Source organism: Clavibacter sp. GW821-FHT01D01 (assembly GCF_059422605.1).
The window spans coordinates 482,013-496,668 of sequence record NZ_JBWKXC010000001.1 but is presented as its reverse complement, the minus strand read 5'-3'; the positions used below and the strand labels follow the sequence as shown (position 1 = coordinate 496,668).

The window sequence follows — 14,656 nt, the reverse complement described above, 5'->3', positions numbered from 1 at the left end:
ACGGAGCCCCCTCGCCTTCGGGCGAGGGGGCTCCGTCGTGCGGGCGCGATGCGCGCCGCCGATGCTGCTAGTTCGCGTGCTCCTGCAGCCAGGCGAAGGGATCGACCGCGGTGCCGTCGGCCATGCGGATCTCGAGGTGGAGGTGGGGGCCGGTGGACGCGCCCGTGTTGCCGACCTGGCCGATCTGCTGGCCGACCGTGACGGGATCGCCCGCCTGGACGCGCATGGACCCCGGCAGCATGTGGCCGTAGACGCTCGTGACGAGCTGCCCGTCGATGACGTGGTCGATGACGAGGTGGACGCCGAGGCCGGAGTCGCTGCTGACGGACTCCCGCACGACGCCGTCGGCGATCGACTGGATGGGCGCGCCCATGCCGGGGGCGAAGTCCACGCCCTGGTGGTTGCTCGAGCAGCCGTTGGAGCAGGGCGCGATGCGGTTGCCGAAGACCCCGCTGATGGGCACGCCCGAGGCGAAGGGCCACTGGATGGTGCCGTTGATGTCGTTCGTGAAGGCCCCGGCGCCCTTCGACGTCTGCGCCAGCATGATCTGCTGCGGGGTCGTGGCCGTGAACGCGTCGTCGGTCCCGCCGACGACGCTGGCCTCGGGAGCGGCGGAGAGCGCGATGCTCTGGCTGGGGATGGAGCTCGCCGGCGCGTCCGTGACCACGTTCGCCTGGGCGATGTCCTGCCCCGTCAGGAACGCGGAGGACGGCAGCGAGGTGGCGATGGTCACGGTGGCGACGAACGCCATGGTGAGGAGCGTGAGGCCGCGCGAGGCGTTGGCGCGACGACGGCCGGCGGCGGCCTCGGGCGCGGGCGCCGCGAGGGCGGGGCGCGAGGAGACGGGGACGCGTCGGCCGCGGGAGCGCACGTGGGGGGCGGCGGCCGGGACGCTGGCGCGCTTCGCGTGCACGAACGAGGACCGGCGGGTCTCGGGGGCGGCGGCGGACGCGGCGCGGATGCGGCGGGCGCGGGTCTCGAGCGGCACGGACTCGGCGGCGGCCAGGACGGCGGGCTCGGCGTCCGCGGGGAGGTGCGTGGTGGGGACGGCGGGGGCCTCGACGGCGACGGGGAGGAGGCGGGGTGCGGGCGCCTCCGTCTCGACGGGCGACTCGGGCGCCTCGGTGCGGACGGCCGACCCCGCGGATCCGCTCGTGGCCCCGGCCGCTCGACGCTCGGCCTCACGGCGCTCGCGTCGCGTCGGGTACGTGGTCCCCGTGGTCTCGTCGGGGGTCAGCACGAGGGCCGCCGGACGGAGGGCTGGGGGGCACGCGAGGCGTGGAGGACGGACAGGATCGGAGGACTCCTAGTGCGAGGGACAGGTGCTGCGCGGTGCCGGCCGACGGGGGTCGGGGCGTGCGCGTGCGACCGGTTCGAGCCCGGTCGCAATGTAACGGATCGGTAAAGGCTAACCGGCGGAAGGGATTCGCGCCACCCGGGGGATGCGCCGGGAGGGTCGGAGGGGCTATGCGCGCGGGCGCTCGAGCCGCTCCTCGAGGGCGCGCGCGAGCTCGGGAGCCGCCGCGATCAGGAGCTCGGCGGACGCCGGGCCGCCGCCTGCGCCCGTCACGCGGGCGCCCGCCTCGGCCGCGATGAGGGCCCCCGCCGCGTGGTCCCAGGGCTTCAGCCCGCGCTCGAAGCACGCGTCCGTGCGGCCCGCCGCGACGTCGCAGAGGTCGAGCGACGCGGCGCCGATGCGGCGGATGTCGCGCACCTCGCCGAGGAGGTCGGTGACCACCCGGCCCTGCCGCATCCGCGTCTCCGCCGCGTACGAGAAGCCCGTCCCGACGAGCGCGAGGGAGAGCGGCACGCCCGTGTTCACGGCGAGAGGCCGGCCGTCGAGCGCCGATCCCCCTCCCGCCGTGGCCGTGTAGACCTCCCCGCGGGTGGGGTTCACCACGCAGCCGGCGCGCGCGGACCAGGTGAGCGGATCCGGCTCGCCCTCGACCACGGCGATGCTCACCGCCCAGACGGGGATGCCGTACAGGAAGTTGACGGTGCCGTCGATGGGGTCGACCACCCAGGTGAGCCCCGAGGTGCCCGTCGTGCCCGCGGACTCCTCGCCGAGGAAGCCGTCGTCGGGGCGCACGTCCTGCAGCGCCCGCCGGATGAGGTCCTCGGTCTCGCGGTCCACGTGCGTGACGATGTCCTCCGGGCTGGACTTCGACGCCGCCACCTCCACGCCCTCGCGGCGGCGGCGGAGCGCGAGCTCCCCGGCACGCACGGCGATGTCGCGGGCGATGGTCAGGAGCGCGGTGTCACCGGGGTTGGTCATGCTCCCACCCTGCCAGAGGGGCCCCGACGCCTGCGGGGCGGGCGCCAGGGGCCGCGGTCGCCGCCGGGCGCCGGGTCCGGCTCAGGCCGGGGCCGCGCCGAGCCGCTCGTCCACTACCGGCGCGGCGTCCGCCCCCTCGCGGAGGCGCCTCCGCTCGACGCGACGCGCGTTCCAGAGCAGCGCGACGCCGAGGACCATGAGCCCGCCGGCCGCGAGCAGCGCCCACGCGCCCCCGACCCGGGTCGTGATGAGCGCCGCCACGAGGGCGCCGAGGCCCATGCAGACGATCGCGCCGATGCGGCGGGCCCAGGCGGCGCCCGTCCCGCCCGCGACCCGGCTGTCGGAGGAGAGGTTCACCATCGTCATGGTCACGACCACCGTGGAGAGGTCCCGCAGGCCGATGCTCTTCACGGCGGCCGCCTGCGCGCCGAGCAGCAGCGCGAGGAACCCGGTGATGGCGATCATCACGGTCGTGTCGAGCGCGCCGACCGCGAGCCACACCACGGCGAGCGCCAGGGTCAGGAGGGTGCCGGCCACGAGGATCCACACCGACGAGCGCGGCAGGTGCACGTCCGTGGGCGCCCGGCGGGTGATGCGGGACGCCACGACGGCGCCGAGCATGAACGCGAGGAGCGCGACGAGGTTGTTGAGCACGGGGATGTCGGCGACCCCCACCAGGCCGAAGCCGATGAAGAGCACGTTCCCGGTCATGTTCCCGGTGAAGACGCGGTCGAGGGCGAGGTAGCTCACGCCGTCGATGGCGCCGGTCGCGGTGGTCATCACGAGCAGGGCGGCGATGTAGGAGCCCTCGGGCCAGGGACGGGACACGGGCGGATCTCCTCGTGATGCGGTCGGTCGTCGGTCGCCCCAGGATACGGGCGGCGCGTCAGGCGGTCCGGTCGCGCGTCGCCCGCGCGGCGGCGGCCGCGAGGCGGGACACCTCGTCGTCGTCGAGCCGGAGCTGCGCCGCGGGCATCAGCTGGCGGATCTGCCGGGCCGTGCGCGCGCCCACGAGCGCGCTCGCGACGCCGCGTCGGCCGAGCACCCAGGCGATGGCGACCTCGGCGACCGTCACCCCGCGGAGCCGGGCGACGTCCTCGGCCGCCCGGACGGTCGCGTGCCCGCCCGGCGACATGTACTGCTCGGCGTCGAGGGCGCGCGCCGACGGGACCGCGGGCGCCCCGGGCAGGTACTTGCCCGTGAGGAACCCCTTGGCGAGCACGCTGTGCGCGACGAGCCCGAGGCCCTCCTGCCGGACGACCGCCTGCATCCGCCCCTCGGCGTGGTCGCGGGCCAGCAGGCTGTACTCCTCCTGGACGACGCCGACGGGCACCGCGCCGGATCCGTGCGCGAGCGCGAGCGCCCGCTCGATGCGCTCCGGGGTGAAGCCGGAGACGCCCACGACACGGGCCTTGCCGCCCGTCACGAGGTCGGACAGGGCGGCGACGGTCTCCTCGAGCGGCGTGCGGGTGTCGTCGAGGTGCGCGTGCACGATGTCGACCCGGTCCGTGCGGAGGCGACGGAGGGACGCGTCGACGCCCCGGCGGATCGAGCCCGCCGAGGTGCCCGGCGCGTCGCGGCTCTTGCCGACCTTCGTGCCGACGACCACCTCGTCGCGGCAGCCGCGCGCGGCCAGCCAGCCGCCGATGATCGCCTCGGACTCGCCGCCCGCGTGCCCCGGGACCCACTGCGAGTACGACGAGGCGGTGTCGACGAAGGTGCCGCCCTCCTCGCGGTAGGCGTCGAGGATCGCCCACGCCTCCGCGCGGTCGGCGGTCCAGCCGAAGCCGCTGGTGCCGAGTCCGAGGGTCGAGACGACGAGGCCGGAGGTGCCGAGGGCGCGCGTCGAGGGGCCGGGGGCGGCGGGGAACATGTGCGGGTCCAGGTGTCGGGCGCGTCCGCGGCGATGCGGGCACGGGCGGGCCGGCGACGAGAGCGTCGTGGCAGACGGACGGCCCCGCGTCGCGGGGCCGTCCTCATGGGGTGGCGAGTGAGGGATTCGAACCCCCGAAGGCTGAGCCGTCTGATTTACAGTCAGATCCCTTTGGCCGCTAGGGTAACTCGCCATGCGCACCCGACCTGTGTGATCACGGACCGGAGACGCTCGTCGATGATAGCGGGAGCCGGCCCGCGAACCGAAATCGCGCCGGCCGCGTCCCCGGCCGCGCACCGGCCGCTCCCCCGCCGCCGTCCCTTAACATGGTCGGCATGGCAGATTCCTCGTTCGACGTCGTCAGCAAGGTCGACCGCATGGAGGCGGACAACGCCGTCCACCAGACCCAGAAGGAGGTGGAGCAGCGCTACGACTTCAAGAACGTCGGCGCCTCCATCGAGTGGAGCGGCGACACCATCCTCATGAAGGCCTCCAGCGAGGAGCGCGTGAAGGCCATCCTCGACGTCCTCCAGTCGAAGATGATCAAGCGCGGCATCGGCCTCAAGAGCCTCGAGGAGGGCGACCCCTTCGCCTCCGGCAAGGAGTACCGCATCGAGGTCACCCTGAAGCAGGGCATCGACCAGGCGAACGCGAAGAAGCTCGGCAAGATCATCCGCGACGAGGGCCCGAAGAGCATCAAGAGCCGCGTCGAGGGCGACGAGCTCCGCGTCTCCAGCAAGAGCCGCGACGACCTCCAGCAGACCATCGCGCTGCTGAAGGGCGCGGACGTCGACCTCGACCTCCAGTTCGTCAACTTCCGCTGACCCGCGGGGGCTCCGGGCGCGTGTCCGTCGAGCCCCCCGCCCGGTCGGCCCGAGGGCGCCCCGGTTAGACTCCGCCTGATGGATGCCTCGATGACCACCCTCATCCTCGCGGGGCTCGCGCTCGTCGTCGACTTCATCGTCCGCGTCACGGCCCTGCTGGTCATCCCGCGGAACCGCCGGCCGTCGACCGCCATGGCGTGGCTCATGGCCATCTTCTTCCTGCCGTACATCGGCATCCTGCTGTTCCTGCTCATCGGCTCCACCCGGCTGCCGCGGCGCCGGCGCGAGAAGCAGCAGGAGATCAACCGCTTCATCATCGAGTCGACCGAGGGCATCGAGCGGGTGACGCGGGAGCACTCCTGGCCGTCGTGGCTCGACTCCGTCGTCGAGCTCAACCGGACCCTCGGCGCCATGCCGCTCGTGGGCGGCAACCGGGCGAGGCTCTACAGCCAGTACGACGAGTCGATCGCGGCGATGACCGCGGAGGTCGAGAAGGCGACGCGCTACGTGCACGTCGAGTTCTACATCCTCGCCTGGGACGTGACGAGCGCCCCGTTCTTCGACGCCCTGGAGCGCGCCGTCGCGCGCGGCGTCACCGTGCGCGTGCTCCTCGACCACATCGCCTCGCTGCGAGCACCCGGCTACCGGCGCACCACGCGGAAGCTCACGGCGATCGGCGCCGACTGGCACCTCATGCTCCCGGTGCAGCCGCTGCGCGGGCGCTACCAGCGGCCCGACCTCCGCAACCACCGCAAGGTGCTGGTGGTCGACGGCCACGTCGGGTTCATGGGCTCGCAGAACATGGTGCACCGCAGCTACAACAAGGTCGTCAACCGCAAGCGCGGGCTCAAGTGGCAGGACCTCATGACGCGCCTCGAGGGGCCCATCGTCAGCGGGCTGAACGCGATCTTCATCACCGACTGGTACGCCGAGACCGACCAGCTGCTCGTGCGCGAGACGGAGCCGATCGAGATCGCGGCGACCCCGGACGACGAGGACCTCGACTGCCAGGTCGTCCCGTCCGGCCCCGGGTTCCCGGGCGAGAACAACCTGCGGCTCTTCAACGCGCTGCTGTACTACGCGCAGGAGCGCATCGTCATCACGTCGCCGTACTTCGTGCCGGACGACTCCATGCGGTACGCGATCACCACCGCGGTGCAGCGGGGGCTCTCCGTGGAGCTGTTCGTGAGCGAGATCGGCGACCAGCCCGTGGTCTACCACGCGCAGCGCTCCTACTACGAGGAGCTGCTCAACGCCGGCGTGCGGATCTGGATGTACCGGGCCCCGTACATCCTGCACAGCAAGCACTTCACGATCGACGACGACGTGGCCGTCATCGGCTCGAGCAACATGGACATGCGCTCGTTCAGCCTCAACATGGAGGTCTCGCTGATGGTGCGCGGCCCCGGGTTCGTGCGCGAGATGCGCCGCGTCGAGGACGGCTACCGGGCGCGCAGCCGCGAGCTCACGCTCGACGAGTGGAGCCGCCGCACGCGCACCAGCACCGTGCTGGACAACCTCGCCCGCCTGACCTCGGGCGTGCAGTAGGCCCGAGGGGCGCGCGGGTCAGGCGATGACGCCGGAGCCGTCGGCACCCGTGCGCGCATCGCCCACCTCGTGGGCGATGGCCCGGTCGAGCACGCCCTGCAGGAGGTCGCGCAGCTGCGAGTCGCCCTCCTCCTCGCCCGCGATGTCGCGGCGGACCTGGTCGCCGACCCGCCAGATGACGGGCAGCATGTCGCGCCCGGCATCGGTGAGGCCGACGGAGAGCCGGCGCTCGTCGGACGTGTCGCGGAACCGGGTCACGTAGCCGAACACCTCGAGGCGCTTGAGCAGCGGGGAGAGGGTGCCGGGGGTGAGGTGCAGCTTCTCGGCGAGGTCGACGACCGCCTGCGGCTCCTCCTCGTCGAGGGCCAGCAGCACGAGGTACTGCGGGTGGGTCAGGTTGAGCGGCTGCAGCAGCGGCCGGTAGAGCGAGACGACGGCCCGCGATGCCGCGGCCAGCAGCACTCCGGTCTCGTCCTGCAGCAGTGTGAGCGATCTATCCGCCATGTCATTTCCTCTGGCTCGTCAGTACGTCGATGCCGGGGTCTTGGACACTGACTCCACCGTACGCCTGTCCGAGCACGACGATGCCGACGTACAGGCAACCATCGGCCGGGGTCGTCCGCACGCTCACGCGATCGTAGTGGGCGATGCGGCCACCAGGAGCGCGCCGAGCAGGAGCCACGGCCCGAACGGGATCGCCGCCGGCGCCCGTCGGCGGTCGACCACGAGCAGCGCGAGCGCCGCGACGCCGCCGAGGAGCGTCCCCGCGGCGAGCCCCAGGGCGACCTGCGCCGCGCCGAGCTGGCCGAGGACCAGGCCGATGACGCCCGCGAGCTTCACGTCCCCGGATCCGAGGCCCCCGGCCGTCGCGGCCTGGAGGAGCGCGAGGACGAGGACGGCGCCGAGGCCGCCCATGAGGGCCTGCACGAGGAGGCCGGGACCTCCCGCGGCCAGGGCGACGGCCGCGGCGGCGACGGCGGCGGGACCCGTGGCGCGGTCGGGCAGGCGGTGCGCCGCGAGGTCCGCGACCACGAGCACGGGGCCGACCGCGAGGAGCAGGAGCGCGAGCGGGAGGCGCGCGGTCGGGGTCCCGGCCACCACGGCGGCCGTGAGCGCGCCCGTCGCGAGCGCGGCGACGGCGGCGGAGCGGCGGCCGCGGCCGGTGGGCGGATCGGCGGCGGGAGGACGGGCGGCGGACGGGTCCGCGGCGGGTGGGACGAGGTCCGGGCCCCGGCCTCCCGCGAGCGCCCACCGCGCGAGGGCCGGCGCGACGGCGCCGACCGCGGCGCCCCACAGGCCCCCGACGCCGACGAGCGCAGCGGAGAGCGGGGGCGCGGCGACGGGGATCACCCGGCGACCCTAGGGGCCAGCGGCGGGCGACCGGGGTGCCGGTCGCCCGCCTGGGGACGGACGGAGGACGGGCGCCCGCGGGAGGACCGCGGACGCCCGTCGGCGTGGATCAGGCGGGGCGGGTCAGGCGGACTGCCGCGCGCGCGACGCCTCGAGCATCTCGTCGCGCTCGACGACCTTGATGCGGGCGCGGCCGTGCGGCGCGCCCAGCGCGATCTCGTGCTCGTCGAGCGCGTGCCAGCCGGAGAGGTCGGTGAACTCGATGCCGCGGTCGGCGAGCAGGTCGACGATCGCCTGCTCCTCCGGGGCCTCCGGGGTCCACCAGTCGCCCTGGTCGTTGAGGACGTGCGAGACGGTCTCCATCGCGTCCGACTTCGTGTGCCCGATGAGGCCGATGGGCCCGCGCTTGATCCAGCCCGTGGCGTAGACGCCCGGCACGCGGGTGTTGTCCGCGTCGAGGACCTGGCCCTCGTGGTTCGGGATGACGCCGCGGCGCTCGTCGAACGGGATCCCGTCGACGGGCGAGCCGAAGTAGCCCACCGCGCGGTACACCGCCTGCACGGGCACGTCGCGGAACTCGCCCGTGCCCTCGACGCCGCCCGTGCCGTCCGGCCGCGTGCGCTCGATGCGCAGGGCCGCCACGCGGGGCTCGGCGTCGTCGGACGCGAGCACCTCGGCGGGGCGCGAGTAGAAGTGCAGGTGGAGGCGGCGCGAGGCGGTGCCGGCCTCGCGGGTGCGCCACTTCTCCAGCACGCGGCTGATGACCATGACCTGCTTGTTCGTCTTCGCGGCCTCCTCGGCGGCGGGATCCACGCCGAAGTCCTCGTCGTACACGATCACGTCGACGTCGGGCACCTCGCCGAGCTCGCGCAGCTCCAGCGGCGTGAACTTCACCTGCGCGGGGCCGCGGCGGCCGAAGACGTGCACGTCGGTGACGGGCGAGTGCTTGAGGCCCGTGTAGACGTTGTCGGGGATCTCGGTGGGCAGCAGGTCGTCCGCGTGCTTCGCGAGCATGCGCGCGACGTCGAGCGCCACGTTGCCGTTGCCGATGACGGCGACCTCGCGGGCTTCGAGGGGCCAGTCGCGCGGGAAGTCGGGGTGCCCGTCGAACCAGTTCACGAAGTCCGCGGCGCCGTAGGACCCGGGCAGGTCGATGCCGGGGATGTCGAGCTCCGCGTCGCGGATCGCGCCCGTGGAGAAGATGACCGCGTTGTAGTGCCGCTGGAGGTCGGCGAGGGTGATGTCGCGGCCGTAGTCGACGTTGCCGAAGATGCGGATGTCGCCGCGGTCGAGCACGTCGCGGAGCGCGCCGATGATGCCCTTGATGCGGGGGTGGTCGGGCGCGACGCCGTAGCGGACCAGGCCGTAGGGCGCGGGGAGGCGCTCGAACAGGTCGATGGAGACGTCGAACTGCTTCTCGGCCTTCAGGATGATGTCTGCCGCGTAGATCCCCGCGGGCCCTGCGCCCACGATGGCCAGCCTGAGCTTGGTCACTGATGTCCTTTTGTTCGTCGGCGTCCCCGTGCCGGCCGTCGGGGGCGTGGTGGTGCGGATCCCCGCGAGAGCCGGCGGGGCCGAGCGGCAGCTAGCGCGTGCGCTCGACGATGGTGTCGGCGAAGCGCGTGAGCGCCTTCCGGACCGGGCCCTCCGGGAGCGGGGCGAGCGCCTCGACCGCATCGGCGGCCCAGCGGTGGGCCTCGGCGATGGTGCGCGCGGTGACCTCGTGGTCGCGGAGCTCGGCGATGGCCGCCGTGAGGTCGGCCTCCGACTCGGGCGTCTCCTCGTGCTCCACGTCGCGCTGGATGCGGGCGAGCAGCGCCGCCGCCTCCTGGTCGGTGGCCGCGAGCCGGGTCAGGTACAGCAGCGGCAGCGTGGAGACGCCGGCGCGGAGGTCGGTGCCGGCGAGCTTGCCGGTCTCCTCGGGCTGGTCGGCGAGGTCGAGCACGTCGTCGACGAGCTGGAAGGCCACGCCGGTGCGCTCGCCGAACGCGAGGACGGCGGACTCGAGCTCGGGATCCGCGCCCGAGTAGATGACGCCCATCTGCGCCGCGCAGGCGATGAGGGAGCCGGTCTTGTCGGCCAGGACGTCGAGGTAGTGCTCGATGGGGTCCTGGTCCTCGCGCGGGCCGATGGTCTCGTGGAGCTGGCCGAGCACCAGGCGCTCGAAGGTGGCGGCCTGCAGGCGGATGGCGCGGGGGCCGAGGTCCGCGACGATCTTGCTGGCACGGGCGAACAGGAGGTCGCCCGCGAGGATGGCGATGGAGTTGCCCCACACGGCCTGCGCGCTCGGGACGCCGCGGCGCATGTCCGCCTCGTCCATGACGTCGTCGTGGTACAGCGACGCGAGGTGCGTGATCTCGATGGCGACGGCCGCGTCGACGACCTGCTGGGTGTTGCCCTCGCCGAGCTGGGCGATGAGCAGGGCCAGCATGGGACGCACCCGCTTGCCGCCCGCGTCGAGCAGGTAGCGCGTGGTGACGTCGGCCACGTCGTCGGCGAAGCGCACCTCGCGGAGGAGCTGCTCCTCCACGAGCGCGAGCCCGTCGTCGATGCTGCGGGCCATGCGGCGGTCGTCGGAGGACGAGAACAGCCGCTCGGTGAGGCTGGCGTGGGACGCGACGGAGCCGCGGCGGGCGAGCGGGATGCTCGGACTCATGATCGGCGTCCTTGTCTCTGGGGGTTCACGCGCGGTCAGGACGCGGCGGGACGGGGAGCGGCGTGGCGGCCGACGGGCTTGACGCCGCGGTGCAGCGCCACGATCCCCGCGGTGAGGTTCCGGTGCTCGACGGCCTCGAAGCCGGCCGTGCGGAGCCACGAGCTCAGCGTCTCCTGGTCGGGCCAGGCCTGGATCGACTCGTTCAGGTACTCGTACGCGCTGGCGTTCGAGCTCACGAGCTTCACGAGGGAGGGCGCGACGGCCTTCATGTAGAGGTCGTAGCCGCGGCGCACGAGCGGCACGGGCGGCGTGCTGAACTCGCAGATGACGATGCGGCCGCCGGGCTTCAGCACGCGGAGGAGCTCGTCGAGGCCCGTGCGCGGCTCGACCACGTTGCGGAGGCCGAAGGAGATGGTGACCGCGTCGAACGAGTCGTCCTCGAAGGGGAGGTCGGTGGCGTCGGCGTGCACGAACTCGATGCGCGGGTTGCCCGCGTGCCGGCGGCGGCCGACCTCGAGCATCCCCTCGGAGAAGTCGGCGGCGACGACGTGGGCGCCGGAGGCGGCGAGCGCGGCGCTCGAGGTGCCCGTGCCCGCGGCGAGGTCGAGGATCCGCTCGCCGGCGACGGGGGCGACCGCCCGGGTGGTCGCGACGCGCCACAGCTGGTCGTTGCCGACCGACAGCAGGGCGTTCGTCCGGTCGTAGGCGCTCGATACCTCGTCGAACATCGCCGACACCTGGCCGGGCTTCTTGCTGAGGTCTGCACGCATCACCCCGTCAGTCTATTCGGGAGCGCTGGGCGCACGGTGGGCGGCGGCCGGATGCCCAGGGGCCGATCAGAGGACGGGGGCGACCGGCCCCGGAGAGGTCCGGCCAGGGCCCTCCGCGCGCCCGGGGAGGCCCGTATCCCCGGCGGTAGGCTGGCATCCGTGACCGCATCCCGCGTCCGAGCGCTCCTCGTCGACACCACCCCCGTCGACTCCATCGCCCGGCTCGTCCCCCTCCTCGACGCCCGGCACCCGCTCCTGTGGCTGCGGCACGGATCGGGGATGGGCGGCATCGGCGAGGCGCTCCGGCTGGAGTTCCGCGGCCCCGACCGCGTGCGGGACGCCGCCGCCGCGTGGCGCGAGGTCGCCGCCGCCGCGACCGTCGTCGATCCGCTCGGGATCCCCGGCACCGGGCTCATCGCGATCGGCGCCTTCGCGTTCGCCGACGACTCGGAGGCCGCGAGCGTGCTCGTCGTGCCGCGCGTCGTCGTCGGCCGGCGCGACGGGGTGTCGTGGGTGACCCGCATCCGGCTCGCCGAGGCGGAGCCGTCCGACCCCGCGTCGCCGTTCGACGCGCTGACGGCCGGGGCGGTCCCCGTGCCCGAGCGCTCCGGTGCCGAGTACCGGCTCCACCTCCGCCCCGGCGCCATGGGCCCGGACGCCTACCAGGAGGCCGTCGCGCGCGCGGTCGCCGCGATCGGCGCCGGCGACCTCGAGAAGGTCGTCATCGCGCGTGACCTCGTGGGGCGCCTGCCCCTGGGCGGCGACCTGCGCCTCGCCCTCAGCCGCTTCGCGCTCGGCTACCCGGACTGCTGGACCTACGCGGTCGACGGTCTCATCGGCGCGAGCCCCGAGACGCTCGTGCGCGTCGGCGGCGGCACGGTCGGCGCACGCGTGCTCGCGGGCACGGTGTCGCGCGGCGCGGACGCACGGGAGGACGCCGCTGCTGCCGCCGGCCTCGCCGCCTCCCCGAAGGACAACGAGGAGCACGCCTTCGCGCGCGACAGCGTCCTCGACGCGCTCCGCCCGCACAGCCGCGACCTCGCCACCACCGACGCCCCCTTCACCCTGAAGCTCCCGAACCTGTGGCACCTGGCGAGCGACGTCACGGGCACGCTCGGCGACGGATCCTCGTCGCTCGACCTCGTGGGCGCCCTGCACCCGACGGCCGCCGTCGCCGGGCACCCCACCGCCGCCGCGCTCGCGTTGATCGCCGAGCTGGAGCCCGCCGACCGCGGCCGCTACGCCGGACCGGTCGGCTGGGTCGCCGCCGACGGCGACGGCGAGTGGGCCATCGCGCTGCGCGGCGCCCAGGTGGACCCGTCGGGCGCCATCGTCGCGCACGCGGGCGCGGGCATCGTCGCGGGATCCGACCCGGAGCGCGAGCGCGCCGAGACCGCGATGAAGTTCCGCCCGGTCGTGGAGGCGCTGGGCTAGGTCCCTGCCCGTCCGGCCGCCGTCGGCGTCGAGGGCTCCGGCGCCCTCCGTCGTCGCAGCAGCGCCGGCGTCGCGAGCCCCGCGAGGACCAGAGCCGCGAGCGCGCCCGCCAGCATGCCGGCGACCGGACCGGCCTCGTCCACGATCGCGCCGACCGCGGCCGCGGCGAGCGCGACGCCCGTGTTGACGGCCGTGTTCACCCAGGCGGACGCCTCGGTCCGCACCGCCGGCTCGGTCTGCGCATCGGCCAGGAGGTATCCCGACACCATCGCGGGCGCGAGGAACAGGCCGACCGGGACGAGCGCGGCCCCGAGGACGACGAGGGCGAGCGCGCCCGGCTCCACGGGGATCCGGGCAGCGACCGCGACGAGCAGGGCCGTCGCGGCGAGCATGGCGGCGACCAGTGCGACCAGTCGGACGCGCACGGGCGCGCGCCACGCGCGGGTCCCGTACGCGAGTCCGCCGACCGCGCTCCCCGCCGCGAAGGCGGCCAGCAGCGGCCCCGCCAGCGCGACGCCTCCCGCGCGCTCGGCCAGCGCCGTGACCGCGACCTCCACCGCGCCGAGCACGGCGCCGACGCCGACGAGGGTCACGAGGAGGGGGACCATGAGCGGCTGGCGGAGCGGAGCCGCGGGACGGGCGCGGGCGCGGCGGTCCGTCCGCGCGCCCCGCACGGGTCGTCGCGGGCCCTGCGCCCGGGACAGGGGTGACGACGTCATGCCGAGCGTGCCGATCACGCTCGCGGCGGCGGACGCGAGCACCGCGACCTCGGGATCCGCTGCGGCGACGAGCGCGGCCACGATCAGCGGACCGACGGTGAACACGACCTCCTCGCCGACGGCGTCCAGGCTGTACGCGCGCGTGCGCATGCGCTGGTCGGGGACGAGCGCGGCCCACACGACGCGCATCGCGGCGCCGAGCGGCGGCATCGCGAGACCGGCGAGCGCGGCGGCCGCCACGACAGCCCCGACGGGCGCGTCGATCCGCACCACGAGCAGCACCGCGAGCAGTCCCAGGGCGTGCGCCAGCGCGAGGGCGACGAGCACCGGACGCTGGCCGAGCCGATCGACGAGCCGCGCCCGTGCCGGCGATGCGAGCACGTTCGCGAGACCGAACGCGCCGGTCGCGAGGCCCGCCGCGGCGAAGGACCCGGTCCGGCCCTGCACCAGGAGCAGCAGCGCGAGCGCGACCATCGCGAACGAGAGGCGTCCGAGCATCGCGGGGACGAATGCCCGGAGCGCGCCGGGCAGTGCCAGCACAGCCCGGTAGCCGGTGCGGGCGGGCGGGGGCGTCCCGTCCGTCACGGCGCGGGATCCATGGGCGCGGTGCTCGGCCCGGACGCCGCCCCGGACCCGGACGCCGCCATGGCGAAGAGCGCGACCGTAGCGCTGACCGTCAGGTCGGCGTCGCCCGTCCGGCGTCCGGAGTCGTCGTGGAGCACCGCGCCGAGCTCGCGGGCGAGGTCCTGCGCCCGGAGCCACGTGCCGGCGGCGACGGTGAGCTCGGCGTCGGTGACGACCGGCCGCGTGCCCGCCGCGTGCATCGTCGATCGGCGGGTCAGCTCCGCGGCGAGCGCGGCAGCCACGAGAGGGAGCCCGCCGTCGGCCGCCGTCGCGAGCCGCTCCCCGCTCTCCGGCGCGTGCCGGTAGCGCTTCGCCCGTCCACCGCGGATCAGCTCCGTACCCGCCTCCTCGAGGAGTCCCGCCTCCCGGAGGCGCCGCAGGTGGTAGCTCACGTTGGCCTGCGTCTCGCCGAGCTCGCGCGCGGCCTCGGAGGCGCTGTGCGGCGACCGCGTGCAGAGCGAGAGCAGCCGCAGGCGCAGCGGGTGGGCGATGACGCGGAGGTCGCGGAGGTCGGTCTTGTCGGTGGGCACGCGCCATCCCACCATGTCCCCGCACCGACCGTCAAACACTCGCTTGAGGGTCG

At 74.6% G+C, this 14,656-nt stretch carries 14 protein-coding genes and 1 tRNA gene; 3 read left to right on the top strand and 12 right to left on the bottom strand.

What is annotated here, in order from left to right; all coding sequences use genetic code 11:
• Positions 1-67: 67 nt before the first annotated feature.
• From AC07VC_RS02525 to AC07VC_RS02505, 5 genes are all read right to left on the bottom strand, one after another.
• On the bottom strand, positions 68-1,240 hold the full coding sequence (locus tag AC07VC_RS02525; protein WP_494674540.1) for a M23 family metallopeptidase: 1,173 nt from the start codon (positions 1,238-1,240) through the stop codon (positions 68-70).
• Positions 1,241-1,465: 225 nt separating this feature from the next.
• Positions 1,466-2,275, bottom strand: a complete 810-nt coding sequence (locus tag AC07VC_RS02520; protein WP_494674541.1) for an inositol monophosphatase family protein — start codon at positions 2,273-2,275, stop codon at positions 1,466-1,468.
• Between the two features lie 81 nt (positions 2,276-2,356).
• Entirely contained in the window at positions 2,357-3,103 is a 747-nt protein-coding gene (locus AC07VC_RS02515; RefSeq protein ID WP_494674542.1) for a YoaK family protein, read from the bottom strand.
• 58 nt (positions 3,104-3,161) lie between these two features.
• Positions 3,162-4,148 (bottom strand): aldo/keto reductase, encoded by a 987-nt coding sequence (locus AC07VC_RS02510; RefSeq protein ID WP_317230591.1) that lies wholly within the window; start codon positions 4,146-4,148, stop codon positions 3,162-3,164.
• 111 nt (positions 4,149-4,259) lie between these two features.
• Positions 4,260-4,341: transfer RNA gene (locus AC07VC_RS02505), tRNA-Tyr, on the bottom strand.
• Between the two features lie 142 nt (positions 4,342-4,483).
• Between AC07VC_RS02505 and AC07VC_RS02500 the strand changes: the two genes are divergently transcribed.
• Together AC07VC_RS02500 and cls are read left to right on the top strand one after the other, a co-directional pair.
• Positions 4,484-4,972 (top strand): YajQ family cyclic di-GMP-binding protein, encoded by a 489-nt coding sequence (locus AC07VC_RS02500; RefSeq protein ID WP_094117076.1) that lies wholly within the window; start codon positions 4,484-4,486, stop codon positions 4,970-4,972.
• A gap of 78 nt (positions 4,973-5,050) precedes the next feature.
• Positions 5,051-6,520: a cardiolipin synthase gene (gene cls / locus AC07VC_RS02495; RefSeq protein ID WP_494674543.1), complete on the top strand. Its 1,470-nt coding sequence runs from the start codon at positions 5,051-5,053 to the stop codon at positions 6,518-6,520.
• An 18-nt stretch (positions 6,521-6,538) separates the two neighbouring features.
• Here cls and AC07VC_RS02490 read toward each other — a convergent pair whose 3' ends face one another.
• The 5 genes from AC07VC_RS02490 to ubiE all read right to left on the bottom strand — a co-directional run bounded on the left by AC07VC_RS02490 (position 6,539) and on the right by ubiE (position 11,296).
• Positions 6,539-7,024 carry a MarR family winged helix-turn-helix transcriptional regulator gene (locus AC07VC_RS02490; protein ID WP_317230593.1) on the bottom strand — a complete coding sequence of 162 codons (486 nt, stop codon included), beginning with the start codon at positions 7,022-7,024 and terminating at the stop codon, positions 6,539-6,541.
• A 123-nt stretch (positions 7,025-7,147) separates the two neighbouring features.
• A complete protein-coding gene (locus tag AC07VC_RS02485) occupies positions 7,148-7,870 on the bottom strand; it encodes a prepilin peptidase (protein ID WP_494674544.1) in 723 nt (240 codons plus the stop codon).
• A 123-nt stretch (positions 7,871-7,993) separates the two neighbouring features.
• Positions 7,994-9,364 carry an FAD-dependent oxidoreductase gene (locus tag AC07VC_RS02480; RefSeq protein ID WP_494674545.1) on the bottom strand — a complete coding sequence of 457 codons (1,371 nt, stop codon included), beginning with the start codon at positions 9,362-9,364 and terminating at the stop codon, positions 7,994-7,996.
• Positions 9,365-9,455: 91 nt separating this feature from the next.
• Positions 9,456-10,526 (bottom strand): polyprenyl synthetase family protein, encoded by a 1,071-nt coding sequence (locus AC07VC_RS02475; RefSeq protein WP_494674546.1) that lies wholly within the window; start codon positions 10,524-10,526, stop codon positions 9,456-9,458.
• A gap of 35 nt (positions 10,527-10,561) precedes the next feature.
• Complete coding sequence (ubiE, locus tag AC07VC_RS02470) at positions 10,562-11,296, bottom strand: bifunctional demethylmenaquinone methyltransferase/2-methoxy-6-polyprenyl-1,4-benzoquinol methylase UbiE (protein ID WP_104289381.1); 735 nt, start codon at positions 11,294-11,296, stop codon at positions 10,562-10,564.
• Positions 11,297-11,455: 159 nt separating this feature from the next.
• Between ubiE and AC07VC_RS02465 the strand changes: the two genes are divergently transcribed.
• The gene (locus tag AC07VC_RS02465; RefSeq protein ID WP_494674547.1) at positions 11,456-12,730 is read left to right on the top strand and encodes an isochorismate synthase; all 1,275 of its coding nucleotides are present in this window, start codon (positions 11,456-11,458) and stop codon (positions 12,728-12,730) included.
• On the opposite strand, the gene AC07VC_RS02460 is transcribed toward AC07VC_RS02465, so the two are convergent.
• Positions 12,727-14,034, bottom strand: coding sequence for an MFS transporter (locus AC07VC_RS02460; RefSeq protein ID WP_494674548.1), 1,308 nt, complete (start codon positions 14,032-14,034; stop codon positions 12,727-12,729). The two genes, AC07VC_RS02465 and AC07VC_RS02460, sit on opposite strands and share 4 nt — an antisense overlap.
• The gene (locus tag AC07VC_RS02455) at positions 14,031-14,603 is read right to left on the bottom strand and encodes an ArsR/SmtB family transcription factor (RefSeq protein ID WP_494674549.1); all 573 of its coding nucleotides are present in this window, start codon (positions 14,601-14,603) and stop codon (positions 14,031-14,033) included. The genes AC07VC_RS02460 and AC07VC_RS02455 overlap by 4 nt, the downstream gene beginning before the upstream one ends.
• Between the last annotated feature and the right edge of the window lie 53 nt (positions 14,604-14,656).